At 53.9% G+C, this 23692-nt stretch carries 23 protein-coding genes and 3 tRNA genes; 14 read left to right on the forward strand and 12 right to left on the reverse strand.

Going from position 1 to position 23692, the window contains the following annotated elements; genetic code table 11:
* The first annotated feature begins 75 nt into the window (after positions 1-75).
* Both CNE01S_RS05125 and sodB read left to right on the forward strand, forming a co-directional pair.
* Positions 76-924 (forward strand): C40 family peptidase, encoded by an 849-nt coding sequence (locus CNE01S_RS05125; RefSeq protein ID WP_061274022.1) that lies wholly within the window; start codon positions 76-78, stop codon positions 922-924.
* A 172-nt stretch (positions 925-1096) separates the two neighbouring features.
* Complete coding sequence (gene sodB, locus CNE01S_RS05130) at positions 1097-1678, forward strand: superoxide dismutase [Fe] (protein ID WP_061274024.1); 582 nt, start codon at positions 1097-1099, stop codon at positions 1676-1678.
* Positions 1679-1766: 88 nt separating this feature from the next.
* Here the strand turns inward: sodB and cydH are convergent, their stop codons facing one another.
* Complete coding sequence (gene cydH, locus CNE01S_RS25185) at positions 1767-1856, reverse strand: cytochrome bd-I oxidase subunit CydH (RefSeq protein ID WP_008456477.1); 90 nt, start codon at positions 1854-1856, stop codon at positions 1767-1769.
* Between the two features lie 292 nt (positions 1857-2148).
* Between cydH and purR the strand changes: the two genes are divergently transcribed.
* Complete coding sequence (purR, locus tag CNE01S_RS05135; RefSeq protein ID WP_061274026.1) at positions 2149-3174, forward strand: HTH-type transcriptional repressor PurR; 1026 nt, start codon at positions 2149-2151, stop codon at positions 3172-3174.
* Here purR and punR read toward each other — a convergent pair.
* Complete coding sequence (punR, locus tag CNE01S_RS05140; protein WP_061274028.1) at positions 3171-4109, reverse strand: DNA-binding transcriptional activator PunR; 939 nt, start codon at positions 4107-4109, stop codon at positions 3171-3173. The genes purR and punR overlap by 4 nt on opposite strands.
* Before the next feature lie 114 nt (positions 4110-4223).
* Between punR and punC the strand changes: the two genes are divergently transcribed.
* The 3 genes from punC (at position 4224) to CNE01S_RS05155 (ending at position 8490) form a co-directional block, all read left to right on the forward strand.
* Positions 4224-5426 carry a purine nucleoside transporter PunC gene (gene punC / locus CNE01S_RS05145; protein WP_061274030.1) on the forward strand — a complete coding sequence of 401 codons (1203 nt, stop codon included), beginning with the start codon at positions 4224-4226 and terminating at the stop codon, positions 5424-5426.
* Positions 5427-5723: 297 nt separating this feature from the next.
* A complete protein-coding gene (gene cfa / locus CNE01S_RS05150) occupies positions 5724-6872 on the forward strand; it encodes a cyclopropane fatty acyl phospholipid synthase (protein ID WP_061274032.1) in 1149 nt (382 codons plus the stop codon).
* A 226-nt stretch (positions 6873-7098) separates the two neighbouring features.
* Positions 7099-8490: a glycoside hydrolase family 1 protein gene (locus CNE01S_RS05155; RefSeq protein ID WP_061274034.1), complete on the forward strand. Its 1392-nt coding sequence runs from the start codon at positions 7099-7101 to the stop codon at positions 8488-8490.
* A 49-nt stretch (positions 8491-8539) separates the two neighbouring features.
* On the opposite strand, the gene CNE01S_RS05160 is transcribed toward CNE01S_RS05155, so the two are convergent.
* Positions 8540-9184, reverse strand: coding sequence for a riboflavin synthase (locus CNE01S_RS05160; protein WP_061274036.1), 645 nt, complete (start codon positions 9182-9184; stop codon positions 8540-8542).
* A gap of 237 nt (positions 9185-9421) precedes the next feature.
* Here CNE01S_RS05160 and mdtK point away from each other — a divergent pair, with 237 nt between their 5' ends.
* From mdtK to CNE01S_RS25190, 4 genes are all read left to right on the forward strand, one after another.
* Complete coding sequence (mdtK, locus tag CNE01S_RS05165) at positions 9422-10795, forward strand: MdtK family multidrug efflux MATE transporter (protein ID WP_061274038.1); 1374 nt, start codon at positions 9422-9424, stop codon at positions 10793-10795.
* 153 nt (positions 10796-10948) lie between these two features.
* Positions 10949-11025, forward strand: a tRNA-Val gene (locus tag CNE01S_RS05170).
* Positions 11026-11041: 16 nt separating this feature from the next.
* A tRNA-Val gene (locus CNE01S_RS05175) sits at positions 11042-11118 on the forward strand.
* 199 nt (positions 11119-11317) lie between these two features.
* Positions 11318-11458: a hypothetical protein gene (locus CNE01S_RS25190; protein ID WP_096754119.1), complete on the forward strand. Its 141-nt coding sequence runs from the start codon at positions 11318-11320 to the stop codon at positions 11456-11458.
* A gap of 35 nt (positions 11459-11493) precedes the next feature.
* Here the strand turns inward: CNE01S_RS25190 and CNE01S_RS05180 are convergent, their stop codons facing one another.
* Positions 11494-11892, reverse strand: a complete 399-nt coding sequence (locus tag CNE01S_RS05180) for a RidA family protein (RefSeq protein ID WP_061274040.1) — start codon at positions 11890-11892, stop codon at positions 11494-11496.
* Between the two features lie 64 nt (positions 11893-11956).
* Entirely contained in the window at positions 11957-12889 is a 933-nt protein-coding gene (locus tag CNE01S_RS05185; protein WP_061274042.1) for an alpha/beta hydrolase, read from the reverse strand.
* Positions 12890-12961: 72 nt separating this feature from the next.
* Here CNE01S_RS05185 and CNE01S_RS05190 point away from each other — a divergent pair, with 72 nt between their 5' ends.
* The 4 genes from CNE01S_RS05190 (at position 12962) to CNE01S_RS05205 (ending at position 16540) form a co-directional block, all read left to right on the forward strand.
* On the forward strand, positions 12962-13885 hold the full coding sequence (locus tag CNE01S_RS05190; RefSeq protein WP_061274044.1) for a LysR family transcriptional regulator: 924 nt from the start codon (positions 12962-12964) through the stop codon (positions 13883-13885).
* A gap of 248 nt (positions 13886-14133) precedes the next feature.
* Positions 14134-14210, forward strand: a tRNA-Val gene (locus CNE01S_RS05195).
* Positions 14211-14581: 371 nt separating this feature from the next.
* The gene (gene pykF, locus CNE01S_RS05200) at positions 14582-15994 is read left to right on the forward strand and encodes a pyruvate kinase PykF (protein WP_061274046.1); all 1413 of its coding nucleotides are present in this window, start codon (positions 14582-14584) and stop codon (positions 15992-15994) included.
* Between the two features lie 309 nt (positions 15995-16303).
* On the forward strand, positions 16304-16540 hold the full coding sequence (locus CNE01S_RS05205; protein ID WP_008456504.1) for a major outer membrane lipoprotein: 237 nt from the start codon (positions 16304-16306) through the stop codon (positions 16538-16540).
* Between the two features lie 66 nt (positions 16541-16606).
* On the opposite strand, the gene ldtE is transcribed toward CNE01S_RS05205, so the two are convergent.
* The 7 genes from ldtE to sufA form a co-directional block, all read right to left on the reverse strand.
* On the reverse strand, positions 16607-17605 hold the full coding sequence (gene ldtE, locus CNE01S_RS05210) for a L,D-transpeptidase LdtE (protein ID WP_061274048.1): 999 nt from the start codon (positions 17603-17605) through the stop codon (positions 16607-16609).
* 109 nt (positions 17606-17714) lie between these two features.
* Entirely contained in the window at positions 17715-18131 is a 417-nt protein-coding gene (sufE, locus tag CNE01S_RS05215; protein WP_061274050.1) for a cysteine desulfuration protein SufE, read from the reverse strand.
* Between the two features lie 11 nt (positions 18132-18142).
* Positions 18143-19363, reverse strand: a complete 1221-nt coding sequence (sufS, locus tag CNE01S_RS05220) for a cysteine desulfurase SufS (protein ID WP_061274052.1) — start codon at positions 19361-19363, stop codon at positions 18143-18145.
* Positions 19360-20640, reverse strand: a complete 1281-nt coding sequence (sufD, locus tag CNE01S_RS05225) for a Fe-S cluster assembly protein SufD (protein WP_061274054.1) — start codon at positions 20638-20640, stop codon at positions 19360-19362. Before sufD ends, sufS begins: the two co-directional genes overlap by 4 nt.
* Positions 20615-21361: a Fe-S cluster assembly ATPase SufC gene (gene sufC, locus CNE01S_RS05230; RefSeq protein ID WP_038473260.1), complete on the reverse strand. Its 747-nt coding sequence runs from the start codon at positions 21359-21361 to the stop codon at positions 20615-20617. Before sufC ends, sufD begins: the two co-directional genes overlap by 26 nt.
* Positions 21362-21377: 16 nt before the next feature.
* Positions 21378-22859, reverse strand: coding sequence for a Fe-S cluster assembly protein SufB (gene sufB / locus CNE01S_RS05235; RefSeq protein WP_061274056.1), 1482 nt, complete (start codon positions 22857-22859; stop codon positions 21378-21380).
* An 8-nt stretch (positions 22860-22867) separates the two neighbouring features.
* Positions 22868-23236 carry a Fe-S cluster assembly scaffold SufA gene (sufA, locus tag CNE01S_RS05240; protein ID WP_038473265.1) on the reverse strand — a complete coding sequence of 123 codons (369 nt, stop codon included), beginning with the start codon at positions 23234-23236 and terminating at the stop codon, positions 22868-22870.
* Positions 23237-23692: the final 456 nt, after the last annotated feature.

Consider the following 23692-nt stretch of genomic DNA (forward strand, 5'->3'; position numbering starts at 1 on the left):
ATCGTCGGGTTTCGCAAAAATCATACGCAGGCATGATGGTTAGCATCATGCCTTCATTTATCAGGGGATTGACGAGTGGCGCGGATAACTAAAATCTCTATCACGCTATGTGCTCTGCTATTTGCTTTGCCCTATACACCTTTGGCGCAGGCGTCTGAGCACGTCCGCCATCCTGTTGTACAAAAAGGCCAGACGGCGAAAACCACAACGGGTAAAAGCAACAAAGGCAAAGAGAAAGCAAAACCTAAGGTCAGCACAGCCTCCACAAAAAAGAAGTCCGGTAAAAAAAATGCCTCCCCGGCAAAAGCCAAAGTGGCAAAACACACCACCTCAGGCAAAAGCAGTACCCTCGCTAAAACCATCAGCAAAAAAACTTCTCAGAAAATAGCCATACAACCAACCGTTTCTACCCTCGCCTACACTGAAAAATGCACCCATCGTAAAGGGCATAAAAAGCAGTGCGTTAAGGTGAAGTCTGAAAAGAATCTGACCATTGCGCAGGCCCATAAAGTCCGGGTACAGAAAGCGCAAAAAACGGCCATGAACAAGCTGATGGGGCAAATTGGTAAACCGTATCGCTGGGGCGGCACTTCACCTCGCACCGGTTTCGACTGCAGCGGGCTGATTTACTACGCTTATAAAGATTTGGTGAATATCCGTATTCCACGCACCGCCAATGAAATGTATCACCTGCGCGATGCCTCCTCCGTTGACCGCGGCGAACTGGAAAGCGGCGATCTGGTCTTCTTCCGCACTCAAGGGCGCGGTACCGCCGATCACGTCGGGGTTTACGTTGGCAACGGGAAGTTTATTCAGTCCCCACGCAGCGGACGCGATATTCAGATAACCTCTCTGAGCGAAGATTACTGGCAGCGTCACTATGTGGGCGCCCGCCGGGTGATGACGCCAAAAACCATTCGTTAATCTTATCCGCGCCCTTTCGGGGCAATCAAATTGATTTAAACGTTAACAGCCCGGTAACGGGCTGTTTTATTTTGTTGTTTCATTTCGCTTTTTCACTCACCTGTAATTTGCTAACCTTATAACCACACAAATTGTAGTTATATTGTGAAACAAAATAACAAGGAGTGAAGCAATGTCGTTCGAACTACCCGCCCTGCCCTATGCCAAAGACGCGCTGGCCCCGCATATTTCAGCCGAAACCCTCGAATACCACTACGGTAAACACCACCAGACCTACGTCACTAACCTGAACAACCTCGTCAAAGGCAGCCCGTTTGAAGGGAAAACGCTGGAAGAGATCGTGCAAGGATCTGACGGCGGGATTTTCAACAACGCGGCCCAGGTCTGGAACCATACCTTCTACTGGCACTGCCTGGCGCCGAATGCCGGCGGGGAGCCGACCGGTGACGTGCTGGCCGCCATCAATCATGCTTTTGGCAGCGTTGAAGCCTTTAAAAAGCAGTTCACCGAAGCGGCCATCAAAAACTTTGGCTCCGGCTGGACCTGGCTTGTGAAGAACAGTGACGGCAGCCTGGCTATCGTCTCTACCTCTAATGCAGGAACTCCGCTCACAACCGGGGCAAAACCGCTGCTGACCGTGGACGTCTGGGAACACGCTTACTATATCGACTACCGCAACGCGCGCCCGGTTTATCTCGACCATTTCTGGGCGCTGGTTAACTGGAACTTTGTTGCGCAAAACCTTGCGGGATAATTTTTAGCGGTGAGCCACGGAGGAGAGAATTGGGTTTTTCTTCTTCAATATGATAAGAGAAGGGCCGCTTTTCGCGGCCCTTAATAAATCAGTGCAGAACAGCGGTTAGCGCCCCGGCAACAATCAGACTCAGGACGATAACCGTCGTCACCACGGAAAATTTCAGATCGGTACTCATCGTAAGCTCCTTTTATTTCCCTACAAAGTGTATGTGGGGTGATTTTCCCACAATAAGCGATAAAAATCCTGCTGGATTTGCACAGATATCGGTTTTCCCTCTTCCACTTTGCCCCGGGATAAGCCAAAATCCTTCGCTAATTTACCGCGTATCGCCCGGCAACGCCCTCCTCCCGCTGTATGTCGCATCCCCGACAGGCCTGCAACCAACGTGTTGCCCCAGGAGTTAGCGAAGGCAAACGTTTAACACATGAGTTATCAGGAGTTTACGATATGGTCTGGAGTGACATCTAATGGCAACGATTAAGGACGTAGCGAAGCGCGCAAACGTTTCCACTACCACTGTGTCACATGTCATTAACAAGACCCGTTTTGTGGCGGAAGAGACGCGCAACGCCGTCTGGGCGGCCATTAAAGAGCTGCACTATTCGCCAAGCGCCGTGGCGCGCAGCCTGAAGGTCAACCACACCAAATCTATCGGCCTGCTTGCTACCTCAAGCGAAGCCCCTTATTTTGCGGAAATTATTGAATCCGTTGAGAACAGCTGTTTCGCCAAGGGTTACACCCTGATTCTGGGCAACGCGCACAATAACTTTGAAAAACAGCAAGCCTATCTGTCGATGATGGCGCAAAAGCGCGTGGATGGGCTGCTGGTCATGTGCTCCGAATATCCGGATACCCTGCTTTCTACGCTAGAAGAGTACCGCCATATTCCGATGGTGGTGATGGACTGGGGCGAAGCTCGTGCTGACTTTACCGACTCCGTGGTCGATAACGCCTTCCACGGCGGTTATCTCGCTGGCCGTTACCTGATTGAGCGCGGCCATCGCGACATCGGTGCTATCCCTGGCCAGCTGGAGCGTAACACCGGCGGCGGCCGCCATGCGGGTTTCCTGAAAGCGCTTGAAGAAGCCAATATTAAAGTGCCGGATAACTGGGTAGTTCAGGGCGACTTCGAACCCGAATCCGGTTACCGCGCCATGCAGCAGTTGCTTAATCAACCCCATCGCCCTACTGCGGTCTTCTGCGGCGGCGATATTATGGCGATGGGCGCGATTTGCGCCGCGGATGAGATGGGGCTGCGCGTGCCGCAAGACATTTCCATCATCGGCTACGACAACGTGCGCAACGCCCGCTATTTCTCTCCGGCGCTGACCACAATCCACCAGCCAAAAGAGCGCCTAGGTGAAACGGCCTTTAACATGCTACTCGACCGAATCATTAATAAGCGCGAAGAGTCGCAGACGATTGAAGTCCATCCTCGTCTGATTGAGCGCCGCTCGGTGGCCGACGGCCCATTCCGCGATTACCGCCGCTAAGCCTCTTCAGGGGCCGGGAATACGTTACCCGGCTCCTGCAGCCACTCCTGATTCATCGTTTCACTGTCACCTAAATATTCCAGCAGCCAGCTCAGCGCAGGCGAGGCGTCATCCTGCCGCCACGTCAGGCAACAGGCCGCGTCCGGGAACGGGTTCTCCAGCCTCAGCTCTTTCCAGTCACCACGTTCGAGCCACGGCTGCGCAATATGCGTCGGCACCATGCCAATGCATAATCCTGCCATCAGACAATCTGCCCCCGACGCCCAGTCCGGCACCACCACCCGACGCTGGTTGTCCAGCAGCCAGGTAATACGCTTGGGCAGCGAACGGGAGGTATCTTCCAGCACCAAAGACGGCCAGGGGCGAATGTCGTCATCCAGAATGATACCTTCCCGTTGCGCAAGCGGATGAGCGGCAGACACCACGCAGCGCCAGCTAAGCGCGCCCATGTCCCGAAACGCGTAGCGCCCCCCGACCGGGATCGCCTGCGTTGCGCCAATCGCCGCCTCAACCCGCCCGTCCGCCAGCGCGTCCCACACGCCGTTGAACACCTCCTGGGAGATGCGTAATTCGATATCCGGGAAATGACGATAAAAATCCAGCACCAGCTGGCGGGTCCGCTCGGGTTTAACGATATTGTCTACCGCAATGGACAGGTGACCGCGCCAGCCGTTGGCTATCTGCTGACATTGCTGGCGCGCTGCCATCATTTTTTTGATAACAGACCGCCCTTCTTTGAGAAAAAACGCCCCGGCCGCGGTCAGTTCAACGTCCCGGTGACGCCGTTCAAACAGCGGCACGGCCAGCCACGCTTCAAGCTGCCGCACCGTGTAGCTGATGGCAGAAGGCACGCGGTGCAGCTCCTGGGCCGCGCCGCTAAAACTGCCGTTTCGCGCCACGGCATCAACCACTTCAAGTGAATATTCAGACCACATGTTTTTGCCTGCAAAAAATTTGAATGCAACTCGCAAATATTAGCGTTTCACAAGCGGTTTTGCACTCCGTAGACTCCAGCCCCGTTAACCTGCTATCAAAATCAAGAGTGAAATATGCAACCATCAAAGGGATTTCTTATCTGGCTCGCGGGGTTGAGCGTGCTGGGCTTCCTGGCCACCGACATGTACCTGCCCGCCTTCGCCGCCATTCAACAAGATCTGGGCACCACCGCCTCTGCGGTTAGCGCCAGCCTGAGTCTGTTCCTCGCCGGCTTTGCTTTTGCCCAGTTGATGTGGGGCCCGCTTTCCGACCGCTTCGGGCGTAAACCTGTGCTGCTGATTGGCCTGGCCATGTTTGCCGTCGGCTGTATCGGAATGCTTTGGGTACAGGATGCCACCACGCTGCTGGTGCTGCGCTTTATTCAGGCCGTGGGCGTCTGTTCCGCCGCGGTTAGCTGGCAAGCGTTGGTGACTGATTATTACCCCGCCAACCGCGCTGGCCGCATTTTTGCCACCATCATGCCGCTGGTCGGGCTTTCCCCGGCGCTGGCCCCGCTGCTTGGCAGCTGGCTGCTAAACCATTTTGAATGGCAGGCCATTTTCGCCGTGCTGTTCGCCATCGCTTTGCTACTGATGATCCCCACGCTGCGCCTCAAGCCCCGAACCCAGCACCACGAGCAAACCGAAGACAATAAGGTCAGCTTCTTCTCTTTATTACGTTCCCGCGTATACGGCGGCAATGTGCTGATTTACGCCGCCTGTTCCGCCAGCTTTTTCGCATGGCTCACCGGCTCGCCGTTTATCCTTAACGAGATGGGCTACAGCCCGGCGGCGATTGGCCTGAGCTACATGCCGCAAACTGTCGCTTTCCTGGTCGGCGGCTATGGCTGCCGCAGCGCGCTGCAAAAGTGGAGCGGCAAACAGCTGCTGCCGTGGCTGTTAGTGCTTTATGCCCTAAGCGTAGTGGCGACGTGGGGAGTCGCGGTCAGTGGCTATGCTGACCTGACGCTGCTGCTGATCCCGTTTTGCATCATGGCCGCGGCGAACGGCGCCATCTACCCTATTGTGGTTGCCTCAGCTCTGCTGCCTTTTCCGCAGGCAACCGGGAAAGCCGCAGCGCTGCAAAACACCCTGCAGCTTGGGCTTTGCTTCCTGGCAAGCCTGATGGTTTCCTGGCTGGTCACGACCCCGTTGCTGACCACCACCAGCGTGATGCTGTCGACAATTCTGCTGGCTGGTCTGGGTTATGCCCTGCAGCACACGGCCCATCGTGAAGCACAAAACAAGGGCCACAGCGAGTTGTCCCGCGCACAGTAACCTGCATGATAATGTGAATGTTGTGTGATTAGCTTGCTAACAATATTCCATTGAACCATCAATTAAACGGGCTTATAGTAATTGCGGTTCTACTATAAGCCTTATCAATTTTATTTTTGCGGGAGCCGGAGCGCTTCCGTTTTTCCATGGATGGCCTTTCAGTAAGGGAGAATCCTTCCTTTCTCTGTTCTACGTCGGATATCAGGCACGCGGAATTTTCCGTGAGAGTTCTCACAAGCCGTGAATAGCGTCTACGCTGTTTTAAGGTTCTGATCACAACAAGGTGATGGAGAAGCTATGAGTTCATCGTGTATAGAAGAAGTGAGCGTACGAGATAACGAATGGTATCGTATCGCAAATGAAATGCTGAGCCGGGCAGGTATCACCCTCAACGGCCCAAACCCCTTTGATATTCAGGTCAAAAACCCGGACTTTTTTAAACGGGTTCTGCAGGAAGGTTCTCTCGGCCTTGGCGAAAGCTATATGGACGGCTGGTGGGAATGCGAACGACTGGATATCTTTTTCACCAAAGTCCTGCGCGCCGGGCTGGAAAATCAACTGCCCCATCATTTCAAAGATACCCTGCGCATTGCGGCGGCAAGGCTGGTTAACCTGCAGTCTAAAAAACGCGCATGGATAGTAGGCAAAGAGCATTACGATCTTGGCAACGATCTGTTCAGCCGGATGCTGGATAAGCACATGCAATATTCCTGCGGTTACTGGAAAGACGCGACAAATCTCAGCGACGCGCAGGATGCCAAGCTCAAAATGATCTGCGAAAAACTGCAGCTAAAACCCGGCATGAAGCTGCTGGATATCGGCTGCGGCTGGGGCGGTCTGGCCGAGTTTGCTGCACGTCACTATGGCGTATCCGTTTTTGGCGTGACTATCTCCGCGGAACAACAAAGAATGGCGCAGGCGCGCTGCGAAGGCCTGGATGTCACCATCCTTTTGCAGGACTACCGTGACCTGAACGAACAGTTTGACCGCATTGTTTCCGTCGGAATGTTTGAGCACGTCGGGCCAAAAAATTATGCCACCTACTTTGAGGTTGCCGATCGCAATCTCAAGCCGGACGGCATTTTCCTGCTGCACACAATAGGTTCTAAAAAGACCGACAATAACGTCGATCCGTGGATTAACAAGTACATTTTCCCTAACGGTTGCCTGCCGTCGGTGCGGCAGATAGCCGACGCCAGCGAGCCGCATTTTGTGATGGAAGACTGGCACAACTTCGGCGCCGACTATGATAAAACGCTGATGGCCTGGTACGAACGTTTTCTGGCGGCCTGGCCTGAAATCGAAGGCAACTATTCTGAGCGTTTCAAAAGGATGTTCAGTTACTATCTGAATGCCTGCGCCGGGGCTTTCCGGGCGCGTGATATTCAACTCTGGCAGGTTGTTTTCAGCCGGGGCATTGAGCACGGTCTGCGAGTTCCTCGCTAAAATAAACCCGGTGAATGCCGGGTTTTCTTATTTTCAATTGTCTCTCCTTGCGCACCGATGTGATTAACCTCACAGGTTTAGCCCTGTCTGCGCGTAGCGGCTTGATCTGCTTAACAGATATCATTTCCCATGATAGAAACCGGTTTCATCAATCACAGACAATCATCACATTAGCCGTATCAATGATTGCCTGTCGGAGATGACAGGTCAGACCGTGAGGACAACGATGAAATACGCATTTCCTGAGCATTTCTGGTGGGGCAGCGCAGCCTCTGGCCCACAAACTGAGGGTGAAGCGCTGAACTTTGGCAAATCTGAAACCATCTGGGACCGATGGTTCGCCGAGCAACCTAACCGTTTCCACCACGGCGTTGGGCCGCAAAATACCTCAACCTTTTATCAGCGCTGGAAGCAGGACATCGCCCTGCTGAAAAAGCTCAACCACAATACTTTCCGCACCTCCATTTCCTGGGCCCGTTTGATTCCCGACGGCACAGGCGAAGTCAACCCGCTGGCGGTTGAGTTCTATAACAAGGTGATAGACGAGCTGTTAGCTCAGGGCATTAAGCCGTTTATTAATCTGTACCATTTTGATATGCCGATGGTGATGCAGGAAAAAGGCGGCTGGGAAAGCCGTGAAGTGGTTGACGCTTACGCCGCCTACGCCAATACCTGTTTTGAGTTGTTCGGCGACCGCGTGAAGCACTGGTTTACCTTTAACGAGCCGGTTGTGCCGGTTGAGTGCGGCTATCTCTATGATTACCACTACCCTAACGTGGTGGATTTCAACCGCGCGGTGACCGTCGCTTACCACACCATGCTTGCCCATGCTAAAGCGGTCAAGGCTTACCATGCCCGCAACGATGACGGGCAGATTGGCATCATTCTTAACCTGACGCCATCTTATCCTCGCTCGCAAAACCCGGCTGACGTCAAAGCGGCTAACCTCGCCGACCTGATGTTTAACCGGAGCTTCCTCGACCCGGCCCTGCGCGGTGAATATCCCGCGGAACTGGTCGCGTTCCTGAAAGAGCACGATAAACTTCCTGCGTGCCAGCCCGAAGACAAAGCCCTGCTCGCCGCAGGTGTCGTAGACCTGCTGGGTATCAACTACTACCAACCACGCCGCATTAAGTGCCGCGACACGCTGGTTAACCCTGAAAGCCCGTTTATGCCGGAGTGGTTCTTCGAGTCCTACGAAATGCCGGGGCGCAAAATGAACCCTTATCGTGGCTGGGAAATTTACGAGCGCGGTATCTACGATATCCTCACCAACCTGCGTGAGAATTACGGCAACCCGGCCTGTTATATTTCAGAAAATGGCATGGGCGTGGAAAACGAACAGCGCTTTATCGACAAAGGCCAAATCAACGATGATTACAGGATTGATTTCGTTCGCGATCACCTAAAGTGGCTGCATAAGGGCATCAGCGAAGGCAGCAACTGCCTTGGTTACCACATGTGGACCTTTATTGATAACTGGTCCTGGTGTAACGCCTATAAAAACCGCTATGGCTTTGTGTCGTTGGATCTTAATACCCAACAGCGCACAATTAAGAAAAGCGGCGAGTGGTTTATGAAAACCGCCGCCGAAAACGGGTTTAACGAACAGGACTAGAAAACAAAAATGGGGCTAGTTGGCCCCATTTTTTATGGCTTAAAAACGTTTATTCACCGGCAGGAATTGCCGCTACCAGCGCGGCTTCGCGGCTGGCCAACACGCGTTCAACGGTGTCGACAATCGCCTGGGTTTGTGGGTCGATTTCAATGTTCACGCGCTGGCCCAGTTTTTTCGCACCAAGCGTCGTGCGCTCCAGCGTTTCAGGGATCAGGTGTACGCAAAAACGCGTGGCCGTCACCTCGCCCACCGTCAGGCTAATCCCGTCGATGCCCACATATCCTTTATAAAGGATGTATTTCATCAGGGCTTTATCCTGAATCTTAAACCAGATTTGGCGGTTATTTTCTGAGGTCAGAATTTTAGAAATTTCAGCCGTGGTCATAATATGGCCCGACATTAAATGCCCGCCGATTTCGTCGTTAAATTTAGCTGCGCGCTCAACGTTCACGCTGTCGCCTACGATTAGCTCGCCGAGGTTGGTGATGCGTAACGTCTCTTTCATCAAATCAAAGCTGACGCGATTGCCGTCGATTTCGGTTACCGTCAGGCAGCAGCCGTTGTGCGCCACCGAGGCCCCTGTTTCGAGATCCGGCAGCATTTCAGTTGGCATATCAATAACGTGCGTGCGGAAATTCGGTTTCTCATCGATGGAAACCAGGGTCGCCGTGCCCTGCACAATACCTGTAAACATCTAAAAACTCCTGGCAATTCGCAGACGGTAACGCTACCGCCATTAACAGACATTTTCGCACTTTAGCAGTTGGAAAATCAGCTTGCCAGTGCGGGGCGTGCGCTGACTCTATTTTTGACTGGCGTATAAATAAACTCCCGCTACAATAGACTGGTTATTTCCCCAGTTCATCTTCTTGCTGCCTGTTTTGGCGGCTTTTTTAGTCTCTCATACATATAAAAATAATCAGGTGTAATCATGCAGAAGTACCTCACCGAAGCTCGCCAGCTCCTTGCCCTGGCGATACCTGTCATCATCGCGCAGGTCGCTCAAACTGCAATGGGATTCGTCGATACCGTGATGGCCGGCGGCTATAGCGCCACCGACATGGCCGCCGTGGCTATCGGCACCTCCATCTGGCTGCCCGCAATTCTGTTCGGCCACGGGCTGCTATTAGCCTTAACGCCAACCGTTGCGCAACTTAACGGCTCGGCCCGGCGCGAGCGCATTGCGCACCAGGTGCGCCAGGGATACTGGCTGGCGGGCATGGTCTCCGTGCTGGTGATGGTGGTGCTGTGGAACGCCGGTCATATCATTCACGCAATGCACAATATCGATCCTGAACTGGCGGATAAAGCCGTCCGCTATCTCCGTGCGCTGCTGTGGGGCGCGCCAGGTTACCTGTTCTTCCAGGTGGGCCGTAACCAGTGCGAGGGCCTGGCCAGAACAACACCGGGCATGATGATGGGGTTTATTGGCCTGATGGTGAATATTCCGGTTAACTACGTCTTTATTTATGGCCATCTTGGTATGCCAGAGCTGGGCGGCGTGGGCTGTGGCGTAGCGACGGCAGCGGTGTACTGGGTGATGTGTTTCAGCATGCTTTCCTATACCAGAAGAGCTCGCTCGATGCGCGACATCAAAAACCCGGAAGGTTTCAGCAAGCCGGACTGGGCGGTAATCAAGCGTCTGAGCCAGCTTGGGCTGCCGATTGCCCTGGCGCTGTTCTTCGAAGTCACGCTGTTTGCCGTTGTCGCCCTGCTGGTTTCTCCGCTGGGTATCACCGACGTGGCCGGGCATCAGATTGCCCTCAACTTCAGCTCGCTGATGTTTGTGCTGCCGCTCTCTTTGGGGGCCGCGGTGACCATTCGCGTCGGCTTCCGTCTTGGTCAGGGCTCGACTCTGGATGCACAAATTGCCGCCCGCACCGGCGTTGGCGTGGCCATTTGCCTGGCGGTATGCACCGCGCTGTTTACCGTCATTTTCCGGGAGCACATTGCGCTGCTGTATAACGACAACCCGGCCGTTGTCGCGCTGGCGGCACATCTGATGCTACTGGCGGCGATTTATCAGATCTCCGACTCAATACAGGTCATTGGTAGCGGCGTACTGCGTGGCTACAAAGATACACGCTCGATCTTCTTTATTACGTTCATCGCGTACTGGGTGCTGGGCCTGCCAGGCGGCTATATTCTGGGATTAACCGACTGGGTTGTCGAACCGATGGGCCCGGCCGGGTTCTGGATCGGCTTTATTATCGGCCTGACCTCCGCCGCGATTATGATGATGTTGCGCATGCGCTGGCTGCAGCGTCAGCCTTCGGTCACTATCCTGCAGCGCGCAGCACGTTAATTAAACAGTGTAGCCGCACCAGCGGCTACTTTCCCCCCATTCTGCGCAGATGCTCGGCAATCGCGTGAAATCTGGAATAAAATTGCGAGTTTCCCCTTGCAAGCCCCGAGGTGTATCGCTAATATTCGTCCCCGCTGTCGCCAAGACAACAATGCGTTCATAGCTCAGTTGGTTAGAGCACCACCTTGACATGGTGGGGGTCGTTGGTTCGAGTCCAATTGAACGCACCATTTCAAATATATCAGTGCGTCCGTAGCTCAGTTGGTTAGAGCACCACCTTGACATGGTGGGGGTCGGTGGTTCGAGTCCACTCGGACGCACCATATTTGCTAAAGCAGTTCCCTTCTTCATTCGTTTTTCTTCAACCTGATAAACCCCAAAATTCATTTTTACACGCAAGCCTGTAGTGCATGAAAACGTCAATTTTAGCGTTTTGAGCGTCCGGCGGTGTTTTGGGATGCGAAAGCCCGAAAGGTTGCATATCATAAAGCGAGTTATTCACTAAACCACGACAGGTGACTTATGGAAATCGATCTCGATAATCTGGTGTTTTCCGGGTTAGATGAAGCCGAAGCGCGCAACGCCGAGCGCCAGGAAGACGCAGACAAAAAAGCTCAGGCCGTTGTGGCCGATGACGACTGCGGCGACGCTTGCAAGATCTGATAAAAAAACCGGCTTATCCAGCCGGATTTTTTATGTTACGCCAATCTTCTCACCGCAATACATTTCACTTCTACCAACAACCCCGGCCGGGCCAGTTCGGACACGCCGACGCAAGTCCAGGCACAGTGTCCTCTCGGGAATAGGGCATCTTTCACCTCCCGAAAAACATCCATATGTTCCTTCATGTCTACGTGGTAAGTCGTCATCTCCACGACATCTTCAAAGCTGCAGCCCGCTGCCTGCAGGACCAGACGCAGGTTTTCCCAACAGGCCATAAATTGCGCCCTTGGGTCAGTGATTACCTGTAAATCAGGCGTGCGCCCCACCTGACCCGCGCAATAAACCGTGTTGCCTGCCACCACCGCGGGCGCATAACCCGCCCGCTCAGCAAGCACTTGCATGGCCGGTGGCATGATAATTTCTCTGTCTGACACGTCTTTCTCTCCCCATTATTCAAAGGCGCGTCGTCCGCACGCCTGCAGATGAATCGTTTTGCGCTCACCCGATATTGCCCGGGTTTAGCGCATCTTCCAGGAATCTTATCGCGTTTCTCAGCGCCTGGTCTGCCTCCGGCAATATCCCGGCAAACAAATGCCAGACGTGAAACATTTCCGGCCAAACTTCCAGAGTGGTGCGAACCCGGCTTTCGCTCATGTGGGATGCAAGGCGAATGGCGTCGCTCAGCATCACCTCGTTTTCACCAACCTGTATCAGCGTGGGAGAAAGCCCTTGTACATCGGCAAAGACCGGAGAGGCATCCGGATGTGTGGGCAGTTCTCCGGCAAGAAAACTTCGGGCCAGTTGGTTCAGAAAAGCTACGCTGCATAAAGGATCCAGCCCATCCCGAGCCGTTGCAGATGCGCCGCTATGCGTTAAGTTAGCCCACGGTGAAATCGCCACTGCGGCGGCGGGTAATGCAAGGCCCGCATCGCGCGCTTTACGCATCAGCGTGACAACCATCGCACCGCCGGCGGAATCCCCCGAGATCATCAACGAGCACGGGCTTGTACCCTGTTCAAGCAAGGTTCGGTAGGCCTGAAATACATCATCAATTGGCGTCGGGAAAGGAAACTCAGGCGCCTGACGATAATCAACCGCATACACTTTAGCCTTCAGGGCACGAGCATAACGCCCGGTTAATCCCCGATAGGCATCTACCCCACCGTGAACGTAGCCACCGCCATGAATATAAAGCATCACCCGGCCATCAATCACCTCCGCAGGCGAGACCAACATTGCCCCAACGCCGCCAAGGCTGACGTGAGCAAAGGTTACGCCCTCCACGGCAGGGAACAACTTATCAAGCTGCTTCACATAGTCAGCCCGAACCTCTTTCCAGTCGGCATCAGACTGGCCATATACCTTCTTCACAACCGGCCCGGCGGCTTTTATCCAGCCCTTAAGGGCTGCCTGTGCGTTATCAGGAAGCATTTCTTTCTCCATTGTCTACTGTGATTAAACAAAAAAGATTATGCTTAATGATTTGACGAAAAGGGTTCGCCAATGCCGATCCGCTCAGGCGCTAAAAACCATTCAGATCTCGATCTCGGCAGCCTGCTTGTTTTCGTGGCCATCGCGGAAAGCGGGAGCTTTGTCGCCGGAGGAAAGGCGCTGGGATTAACCCGTTCCGCCGCGGGTAAAGCGATTGCACGCCTTGAAGCACAGCTGGAAACACGGCTATTTAACCGCACAACGCGAAGCGTCGCTCTGACCCGCGATGGCTACGGTTTTTATGAACGCTGTGCGCAGATTTTGCAGGATATTGAAGAGGCAGAAGCCAGCGTCCGGCAGAATTTTTCCAGCCCCAGCGGAGTGCTTCGGCTCAGCGTCCCGGAAACGTGGGGCAAAGTTGTGCTACTGCCCTTCCTGAAGCACACCCTGGCAACGTGGCCCCGGCTGGATATTGAGGTTAATTTCACCGACCGCGTAGTGGATCTCGTCGCAGAGGGGTTCGATCTCAGCCTACGACTGGGTAATTTGCCGGAAGATTCGCAGCTTATTGCACGAACCGTGCAGCGCATTCGCCCTCATCTTTTTGCTTCTCCGGACTATTTGGCCAGCTCTGGCGTGCCAGGCGTGCCGGAAGATCTTCGCCTGCACCAGCGGCTGATTTACGGCCTGAGCCCGCAAACGGCAGACTGGACGCTGTTCACGACCAGTAATGAAAGCGTGGTGGTTGCAGGGCATAGCAGGATCCGCTTCGACAGTGGGGAAGCTATTTGCGCCGCCGCTGTTGCAGGCTTAGGCGTCGCTTTTCTGCCTGCTTTTCTAGTGGCCCGGTATGTCGCAGAGGGTACGCTGGTGCCTGTGCTACCTGAATTAGGCGGCGCGCCTCTGAGCGTGAACGTGGTGTATCCTAATCGAAAACATCTGGCAGCCAAAGTCAGGCTGTTTATCGACAGCCTGGTGGAGCATCTGTCAATTTAGCCCCACGCTGACAGACAGAAAATGTTTCGCCATGAAATGGCCTTCTACGTTTACCTGATACACGTTTTGCGGCCCCGGCGCGAATAAAGCCAGCCAGAACGGACAATAAAAAGCTCAAACATTCACCAGACAGTATCAACAGGGCTTGTCAATGTCCGGATCGCCCGTCATAATGTTGTCACTTCTCATTCAGGAAGTTAAAACAATAATCAATTCAGCCGGTTATCGTTTTATTATTCGTATTCAGTGCGTTCATAGCTCAGTTGGTTAGAGCACCACCTTGACATGGTGGGGGTCGTTGGTTCGAGTCCAATTGAACGCACCATTCCTTCTTCTTTTCATCATCTCTTAAAACTCTCAAACATCTGGCAACGCCCCGATAACAACTCGCTGTAAAACTGTGCACTCCGTCGCTGAATCAACGGTTTTGATTCCTTTTTCAGCCAGATTTATCTATACTACGCCCGTTCTTAACTTGAATGGTTTCAGCTCATTGGACTCCTTTTTTATACAACAACATTGTCTAACGCTTTCCCCTGCTGAACCACAAGCACACTTTCCTCTGCACGCTTTATTTCTGTCACCTATCCTTACCAGGTGCCACTTTCAACACCACAGTATTCTTTTAAGCTCCGGCAGCCCTGCCTCCCGGAACCGAGTTTCAACAATCCTCCTCAACTTATAGATAAGACTGTCATGAAAAAGACTAAAATCGTTTGCACCATCGGTCCAAAAACCGAATCCGAAGAGATGCTGACTAAAATGCTCGACGCGGGCATGAACGTTATGCGTCTGAACTTCTCCCACGGTGACTATGAAGAACACGGTCAGCGTATCAAGAACCTGCGCAATGTCGTCGCGAAAACCGGTAAAAAAGCCGCTATTCTGCTGGACACCAAAGGCCCAGAAATCCGTACCATCAAGCTGGAAGGCGGTAACGACGTTTCCCTGAAAGCAGGCCAGACCTTTACCTTCACCACCGACAAATCCGTGGTCGGCAACAGCGAAACCGTTGCGGTCACCTACGAAGGTTTCACCAACGATCTGACCGTTGGCAACACCGTTCTGGTGGACGATGGTCTGATCGGCATGGAAGTTACCTCTATCGAAGGTAACAAAGTAATCTGTAAAGTGCTGAACAACGGCGACCTGGGTGAGAACAAAGGCGTTAACCTGCCGGGCGTGTCCATCGCACTGCCAGCGCTGGCTGAGAAAGACAAACAGGATCTGATCTTCGGCTGCGAACAGGGCGTTGACTTCGTGGCAGCATCCTTTATCCGTAAGCGTTCTGACGTGGTTGAAATTCGTGAGCACCTGAAGGCTCACGGCGGTGAGAAGATCCAGATCATCTCCAAAATTGAAAACCAGGAAGGCCTGAACAACTTCGACGAAATTCTTGAAGCCTCTGACGGCATCATGGTTGCTCGTGGTGACCTGGGCGTTGAAATCCCGGTTGAAGAAGTTATCTTCGCGCAGAAGATGATGATCGAGAAATGCGTTCGTGCGCGTAAAGTGGTTATCACCGCGACCCAGATGCTCGACTCGATGATCAAAAACCCGCGCCCTACCCGTGCGGAAGCCGGTGACGTGGCAAACGCCATCATCGACGGCACCGACGCAGTTATGCTGTCCGGTGAGTCTGCAAAAGGTAAATACCCGCTGGAAGCTGTGACCATCATGGCAACCATCTGCGAACGTACCGACCGCGTGATGACCAGCCGTCTGGACAACAACAACGACAGCCGCAAACTGCGCATCACCGAAGCCGTTTGCCGTGGCGCTGTTGAAACCGCAGAAAAACTGGAAGCACCGCTGATCGTGGTTGCGACCCAGGGCGGGAAATCCGCTAAAGCCGTGCGTAAATACTTCCCGAACGCGACCATTCTGGCGCTGACCACCAACGAAGTGACCGCGCGTCAGCTGGTGCTGAGCAAAGGCGTTGTACCGCAGATGGTGAAAGAAATCGCCTCCACCGACGACTTCTACCGCCTGGGTAAAGAAGTTGCTCTGGAAAGCGGCCTGGCTCGTAAAGGCGACATCGTGGTGATGGTTTCCGGTGCACTGGTTCCAAGCGGCACCACTAACACCGCTTCAGTTCATGTTCTGTAATTGACTTGTTAACAAGTTTAATTACCAAAAAAGCGCCTCAGGGCGCTTTTTTTATATCACTTGCTGGCAGATCTTAATAAAAAAGCAAATCGAATTTTACTATTTAAGCTTACTCTTAATTAAGATGAATCCGATGAAATTCCCCTGTTTTCTCTCTTTTTTTTAACTTCCCGGCTCCGTTCGGTGCTTCTTTGAGCGAACGATCAAATTTAGGGGTATTCCCGACAAAAAATTATTCTCATCACAAAAAAGTTTGTGTAATACTTGTAACGCTACATGGAGATTAACTCAATCTAGAGGGTATTAATAATGAATCGTACTAAACTGGTACTGGGCGCGGTAATCCTGGCTTCTACTATGCTGGCAGGTTGTTCTTCTAACGCTAAAATCGATCAACTGTCTTCTGACGTTCAGACTCTGAACGCTAAAGTTGATCAGCTGAGCAACGACGTGAACGCAGTGCGTTCTGACGTTCAGGCTGCTAAAGACGACGCCGCTCGCGCTAACCAGCGTCTGGACAACCAGGCTCACTCTTACCGTAAGTAAGAGTCACTGGTATAAAATGGCGCACAATGTGCGCCATTTTTTTTGCCTGTTATTTATCCCCGCCTGCTACTGTGTCGCGCTCGTAGCCTCTTCAGCATTGACCACACCATTTCTGGCCGACTGCACTGCCGCCGTTGCCGCAGGTCTTTGCCCCGCAGAGACCACGACGGGATAACCCGCACGTCTGTAAAGCGCTTTCTCGACTAACGCTTTCTCCACGCCGCTACCGGCCCGGAACTCGCTAAACCCAGCGGGAAGGACATACGGCATGGTTTGCGTATTCTGCTGCTCATCCTGAGAAAGCGGCCGATGAACTTCGACATAGCGAACGCCGTTAGGCTCAACGGAGTATTTCACCGGATCGTTAATCACCCTCACCGGCGTGCCGCTTCGTGTTTGCTCAAACAGCGCTTTAATGTCGGGGGCATTCATTCTGATACAACCCGAGCTAACGCGCAGCCCTACGCTGTCCGGCGCGCTGGTGCCGTGGATCAGATATTCCCCGTTGCCATAAGCCAACCGCATGGCAAAACGCCCCAGCGGATTATTAGGCCCGGCAGGCACGACAGGCGGCAGCTTGATCCCTCTCTCCAGGGATCGCTGGCGAATACCGGCGGTAGGTGTCCAGGTGGGGTTCGGGATCTTTTGCCCAATCTTTGTTGTCATCAGCGGCGTTTCCAGCCCTTGCAGGCCAATGCCAATCGGGTAGACCTGCACGATGTTTTGGCCCGGCGGGAAGTAATACAGCCGCAGTTCCGCAAGATTCACCACAATACCCTCGCGCGGCACGTCCGGCAGCAGAAGCTGGCTGGGGATAGTCAGCACTGTTCCTGGTTTTGGCACCGGCGCAATGGTGTTATTGGCTTCCAACAGCAGCATCGCCCCGGTGTCAAAACGTCGGGCAATGGCCTGCAGGTTACGATCCCCTTCCTGAACCGTGTAAGTCTGGTTTTGACCAATCAGGCGGCTGCCTTCCGGCGGTAAGGGATAATCAAGGGCTAAAGCGGGCCGAATGGCGCTCAGTGCGCCGATAATAGCTAGTGTGAGTAGAGACGCGTATTTCATACTTTTTATTCCTGTAGTCGCGCTGGCGGGCACCAGCAGGCTGAAAGACAAGCGAGGCAGAAAACCGCCTCGCAAAACAGGACCATAGGTATGATTAAGTTTAGCTAACTTAAATAAGATTGGAGGCTTGGTTGCGAATTGCGCGAATCATCGCTTCCAGCCCCTGAGAGCGGGACGGCGTCAGATGCTGAGCGAGCGCCATTTTTTCAAACCACGGGCGCACGTCAAACGCCACGATATCCTGCGGCGTCATCTGCTGATAGAGAATAAACACGATAGCGATCAGTCCCTTAACAATAGCGGCATCGCTGTCGCCCTCAAGCGTAATCACGCCGTCGGGCTGCTGGTGCATGACTATCCATACCTGGCTCTGGCAGCCCTGAATAATATGCTCCGGCTTATGCTGGTTCGCCGCCAGTTCCGGCAGGCGGCTACCCAGTTCAATAATGTAGAGATACTTCTCTTCCCAGTTCGCACAGCGGCTGAAGTTTTTTAGCAGTTTGTCTTTATCCGGCAGCGTGGCCATGACCGTCTCCGTTATCCTAACAGGCTGTGAATACGCTGCAGGCCAGCGACCAGGCGATCCACTTCTTGCTCGGTATTGTACATGGCAAAGGAGGCGCGGCACATGGCCGGCACGCTATAGAACGCCATCAGCGGCATGGCACAATGGTGCCCGGTACGCACCGCAATGCCGTAGTTGTCGAGGAAGCTGCCGACGTCATAGGCATGGTGTTTACCGAGATTAAACGCCAGCACGCCACGGCGCTCTTCCGGGCCGTATACGGTAAGTTCGGGCACGGCCTGCAGCGCATGTTGAGCGTAGCGCATCAGGTTGCGTTCATACTCGCCAATTGCGCCCATACCCAGCCCTTCAACGTAGCTCAGCGCCGCCCCAAGGCCAATAATGCCGGCCGTGTTTGGCGTCCCTGCTTCAAAGCGCCACGGGGCCGCAGCGTATGTCGTCCCCGCGGTCAGGCTGACGGTAGCAATCATCGAGCCCCCGCCTTCCCACGGCGGCATATCCTGCAGAATGCTTTCTTTCACATATAACACGCCAATCCCCGTTGGCCCGTAGATCTTGTGCCCGGAGAAAAGATAAAAATCACAGTCCAGCGCCGCGACATCCGTGACGTGGTGCATCACCGCCTGAGCACCATCCACCAGCACTTTGACGCCGGCATGATGCGCCGTAGCAATCATCTCTTTGACCGGATTCTCGGTGCCGAGCACGTTAGAAACGTGCGTAATGGCCAGTAACTTTGTGCGCTCGTCGATAAGCGTCGGGAAGACCTCAAGCTGCAGCGTGCCGTCCTGGTTCAGCGGGATAACGCGCAGTTCTGCCCCGGTACGTTCACACAACATCTGCCACGGCACGATGTTAGCGTGATGCTCCATGGCGCTAATGATGATGTTATCCCCGGCCTGCACGTTGGCGTTGCCCCAGCTGTTGGCCACGAGGTTTATCCCCTCGGTGGTGCCACGGACAAAAACAATTTCTTCCGGTTTTGCCGCGTTGATAAACCGTGCCGCCTGGTTACGCACGTTTTCCATCAACGTGGTCGCTTCCGCGCTCAGCGTGTGAATGCCCCGGTGCACTGCGGCATAACCATGATGATAAAACTCAAGCTCGGCGTTGATGACCTGCTGCGGTTTCTGCGCGCTGGCGGCGCTATCCAGATAGGCCAGCGGCTGCCCGTTGACCTCACGGCTCAGTATCGGGAAATCCGCCCTGACCTGCTCAATTGAAAAACTCATGCCTCGCCCCCTGCAAAGCGCCGGGCGATACGCGCCAGCACCTGCTGTTTTAAGGCCTCGTCGCGAATACTTTCGGTAAGCTCTGCGGCAAAGGCGAAGATTATCATCTGCTGCGCGGCCTGTTCGCTGATGCCACGCGAGCGCAGGTAGAACATCTGCTCATCGTCAATACGTCCGATAGTCGCGCCGTGGCTGCACTTCACGTCATCGGCGTAGATTTCCAGCTGCGGCTTGGTATCCACTTCCGCAAGACGGCCAAGCAGCAGGTTGTTGTTGGTCATCTGCCCGTCGGTTTTAATCGCGTGCTGAGCCACTTTGATCATACCGTTAAACACCGCGCGGCCTTTGTCACGCACGATAGTTTTATGCAGCTGACGGCTGTTACAGTAGCCCTTGTTGTGCTCAAGCCAGGTTCGGGTATCGCACACTTCGTTATTCACCGGCAGCGCCAGGCTGTTGATGTGCAGCTGGTTGTTCTCGCCGTTAAGCTGCGTGCTGGTGTTGTGACGCAGTACCGCCGCCCCCAGCAAGAAGCTGTTGCTGTGAACCGTCGAGTCCTGCTCAATCAGCAGATCGTTGTGCGCAAAGTGATAGCTGGCCGCATTTTCAAACGCCAGTTTGTAGTGGCTGAGCTGCGCGTTGGCGGCCACTTCAGCGGTAAACCGCGAACCGGTAAAATGTGTCGCATCGTCAAGGCTGACGAAGTGCTCAATCACCGTGGCCTGAGCGCCCTGCTCGAGAATCAGGTGATGACGGTAATGGGCCGTCGCCATCTCCTGCCCTGCGCTACCACGAGTGACGTGCATCAGCAGCAGCGTTTTCTCAGGCTGCGTATTTCGCACCACGCGGATATGCGTCACGGTCTCCGCCAGGCTTTCAGTGAGGTGCAGGAAAACTTCGCCCTGAATCGGCGCGGGCAGCGTCTGGCGGTTATCGTCAATGCTAATCACAAAACCGCTATCGGTGATGTCATCACTCAGTTCGGCGCTGAAACGCCCGTCCACAAACACCAGCCGCAGCGCGTCTACCGGCAGGGCGAGCTCGTCACGCTGTTGCGCACTTAAAGGTGACTGCGGCGCAAATACAAACTGATTGTTCAGCAACCCGTCGAGCGGCGTGTACTTCCAGTTTTCATGCTTGCGCGTCGGCAGCCCAAGACGTAGCAGCTGTTGCATATGCTGCTGGGCCACCTGTGAGCGCCCGGTTCCCTGAGCCTCAAACAGGTGATGCCACTGCTGGAGCGCGTTGCCGTTACTGCTGTTCGGTAAGCCAGCCATAACCCTGCTCCTCCAGTTGTTTCACCAGGCTAAAATCGCCAGATTTAACGATGCGCCCCTGATACAGCACGTGAACAAAGTCCGGCTTGATGTAGTCCAGGATACGCTGGTAGTGGGTGACCACAATGAATGAGCGTTTGCCGTCGCGCAGAGAGTTAACGCCCTCGGCGACAATCTTCAGGGCATCGATATCCAGCCCGGAGTCGGTCTCATCGAGGATGCACAGCTCCGGCTCCAGCACCGCCATTTGCAGAATGTCGTTACGCTTTTTCTCACCGCCGGAGAAGCCCACGTTCACCGAGCGGGTGAGCAAATCTTCCGGCATTTGCAGCAGCTTGATTTTCTCTTCCATCAGATCCTGAAAGTCGAAGCGATCCAACGACTCAAGGCCACGGTATTCACGCACCGCATTCAGCGCGGTTTGCAGGAAGAACTGGTTGCTGACGCCGGGAATTTCTACCGGGTACTGGAAGGCCATAAAAATACCTTCGCCGGAGCGGTCTTCCGGCGACAGTTCCAGCAAATCTTTGCCCTTGAACTGCACCGAGCCGCCGGTCACTTCATAGTCTTCACGTCCGGCAAGCGTGGCGGATAAGGTACTTTTACCGGAGCCGTTTGGCCCCATGATGGCGTGGACTTCGCCCGGCTTCACTTCGAGGTTTAAGCCACGCAGGATCTCTTTATCCTCAACGCTGACCTGTAAATCTTTAATGCTTAACATAGTTTTCCCTTAATCCTTAACCGACGCTGTGTTCGAGGCTGATGGCTAATAATTTTTGTGCTTCCACCGCGAATTCGAGCGGTAACTCTGAGAACACGTCTTTGCAGAACCCATTGACGATCATTGAGATGGCGTCATCTTCGCTGATCCCGCGCTGCAGGCAGTAGAACAGCTGATCTTCACCGATACGCGACGTGGTGGCTTCGTGCTCCAGCTGCGCCGTGTTGTTGCGGCACTCCACGTACGGGAAGGTGTGCGCCCCGCTGTCCGGCCCGATCAACATCGAGTCGCACTGGGTGAAGTTACGGGCGTTGGTCGCGGTTGGCATGATCTTCACCAGGCCACGGTAGCTGTTCTGGCTATGACCGGCGGAGATCCCTTTCGAAATGATCGTCGATTTGGTGTTCTTACCGATGTGGATCATTTTTGTGCCGGTGTCCGCCTGCTGATGGCCGGAAGTCAACGCCACGGAGAAGAACTCGCCGATGGAGTTATCGCCACGCAGGATCACGCTCGGGTATTTCCAGGTGATGGCGGAGCCGGTTTCCGACTGCGTCCAGGACATCTTGCTGTTTTCGCCTTCGCACAGGGCGCGTTTGGTGACGAAGTTCAGGATGCCGCCGGTGTTGTTATCCCCCGGGAACCAGTTTTGCACCGTGGAGTACTTCACTTCCGCATCGCGATGAATAATGACCTCCACTACAGCAGCGTGCAGCTGATAGCTGTCGCGCACCGGCGCGGAACAGCCTTCGATGTAGCTCACGTAGCTGCCTTCATCCGCCACTAAAATCGTGCGTTCGAACTGGCCGGTTTTTTCCGCGTTGATGCGGAAATAAGTGGACAGTTCCATCGGGCAGCGCACGCCTTTCGGGATGTAGATAAAGGTGCCGTCGGAGGCCACTGCGGCGTTAAGCGCGGCGAAAAAGTTATCGTTCGACGGCACCACGGTACCCAGGTATTTTTTCACCAGCTCCGGGTAATCGTGAATGGCCTCGCCGAAGGAACAGAAGATAATGCCCTGCTCGGAGAGTTTTTCGCGGTAAGTGGTTGCGACAGAAACGGAGTCAAAAATGGCGTCGACCGCTACTTCACTACCTTCCCGTACCGGCACGCCCAGTTGCTTAAACGCGTCTTCGACTTCATTAGTCAGGAAAGCATTCGGTGGCTGCTGCACCGCTCCGGGCTGTGAGGCGCAGGTGTCGTCACAGCTCCCGCAGGATGGCGCGGAGTAGTAACTGTAATCCTGATAATTCAGTTTGTCGTAATTTGCTTTTAGCCAGTGAGGCTCTTCCATTTTTAACCATGCATGGAAGGCGTTCAGGCGAAACTCCAGCATCCAGTCCGGTTCGTTACGACGGGCAGAAATTGCCCGAACCACCTCTTCGTTTATGCCTTTCGCCAGCTGCTCGGTTTGCAGCTCGGTGAAAAAGCCCTCTTTATAATTGAGGTTGCCGGTCCAGGTTTTGACATCGTCAGTTGCTTCAGTATTACGAGACATAGTACCGCCTATACCCCAAAGCTTTCGCCGCAGCCGCACTCGTGCTGCGCTTTCGGGTTATTAAATTTAAAGATCTGATTCAGGCCTTCACGCACGTAGTCCACTTCCGTGCCGTCGATAAAAGGCATGGCGGAGAGCGGCACCCACAGGCGCGCGCCGTCAAACTCATAGACCAGATCGTCCGGTTTCGGCTCGGTGACCGTGTCCAGCACGTAGCCAAAGCCTGCGCAGCCCGTCTGTTTAATGCTCAGGCGAATGCCCTGTAGCTCAGGTTGTTTTGCGGCCAGGTCGCGGATATGCGCACTGGCGGCCGGGGTCAGGGTCAGCCCCTGCCAGGCAAAATCATTGGGATCAAAGGAACCGGTTTGCACATCCATTCTTCACCTCATTGCTCTCTGCGCCCGAAGGCCGATACCCTTATGTTAATGATAACAATTATCAATACAACGTTATGAAAACAGGGGTATTCGCGAAACGCTGGTTTTTTGGGCGTCTTTACTAAGGATAGACCGTCACGGAACTCTTGCAGATGGCGAAAAGAGCTGTTTAAGCCACTGGTGTAAAAGGAAATATCAAAGATGAAAAACGCCTGAGTCGGGCAAGGGAAAAGATGTATAGAAAATATCTATTTATGTGATTGGCAGCTCGAAAAGGCTAAAAAGAAGGACTTAAATACAGAACAATAAGTTATAAAAAACCTCCTTAAGACAAATAAGGTCAAAAAAATCTTTTTTTGGCCTGTAGCAGCTACACAGGTTCATTCTCCTATCTTACCCCTGGAAGGAACGCTATTAAGTGCTCTACCTGGAGGGTAAGTCGGTGACATGATTGGA

Origin of the sequence: Cedecea neteri NBRC 105707 = ATCC 33855 (genome assembly GCF_001571265.1) — a bacterium.
GTDB classification, from domain to species: domain Bacteria; phylum Pseudomonadota; class Gammaproteobacteria; order Enterobacterales; family Enterobacteriaceae; genus Cedecea; species Cedecea neteri.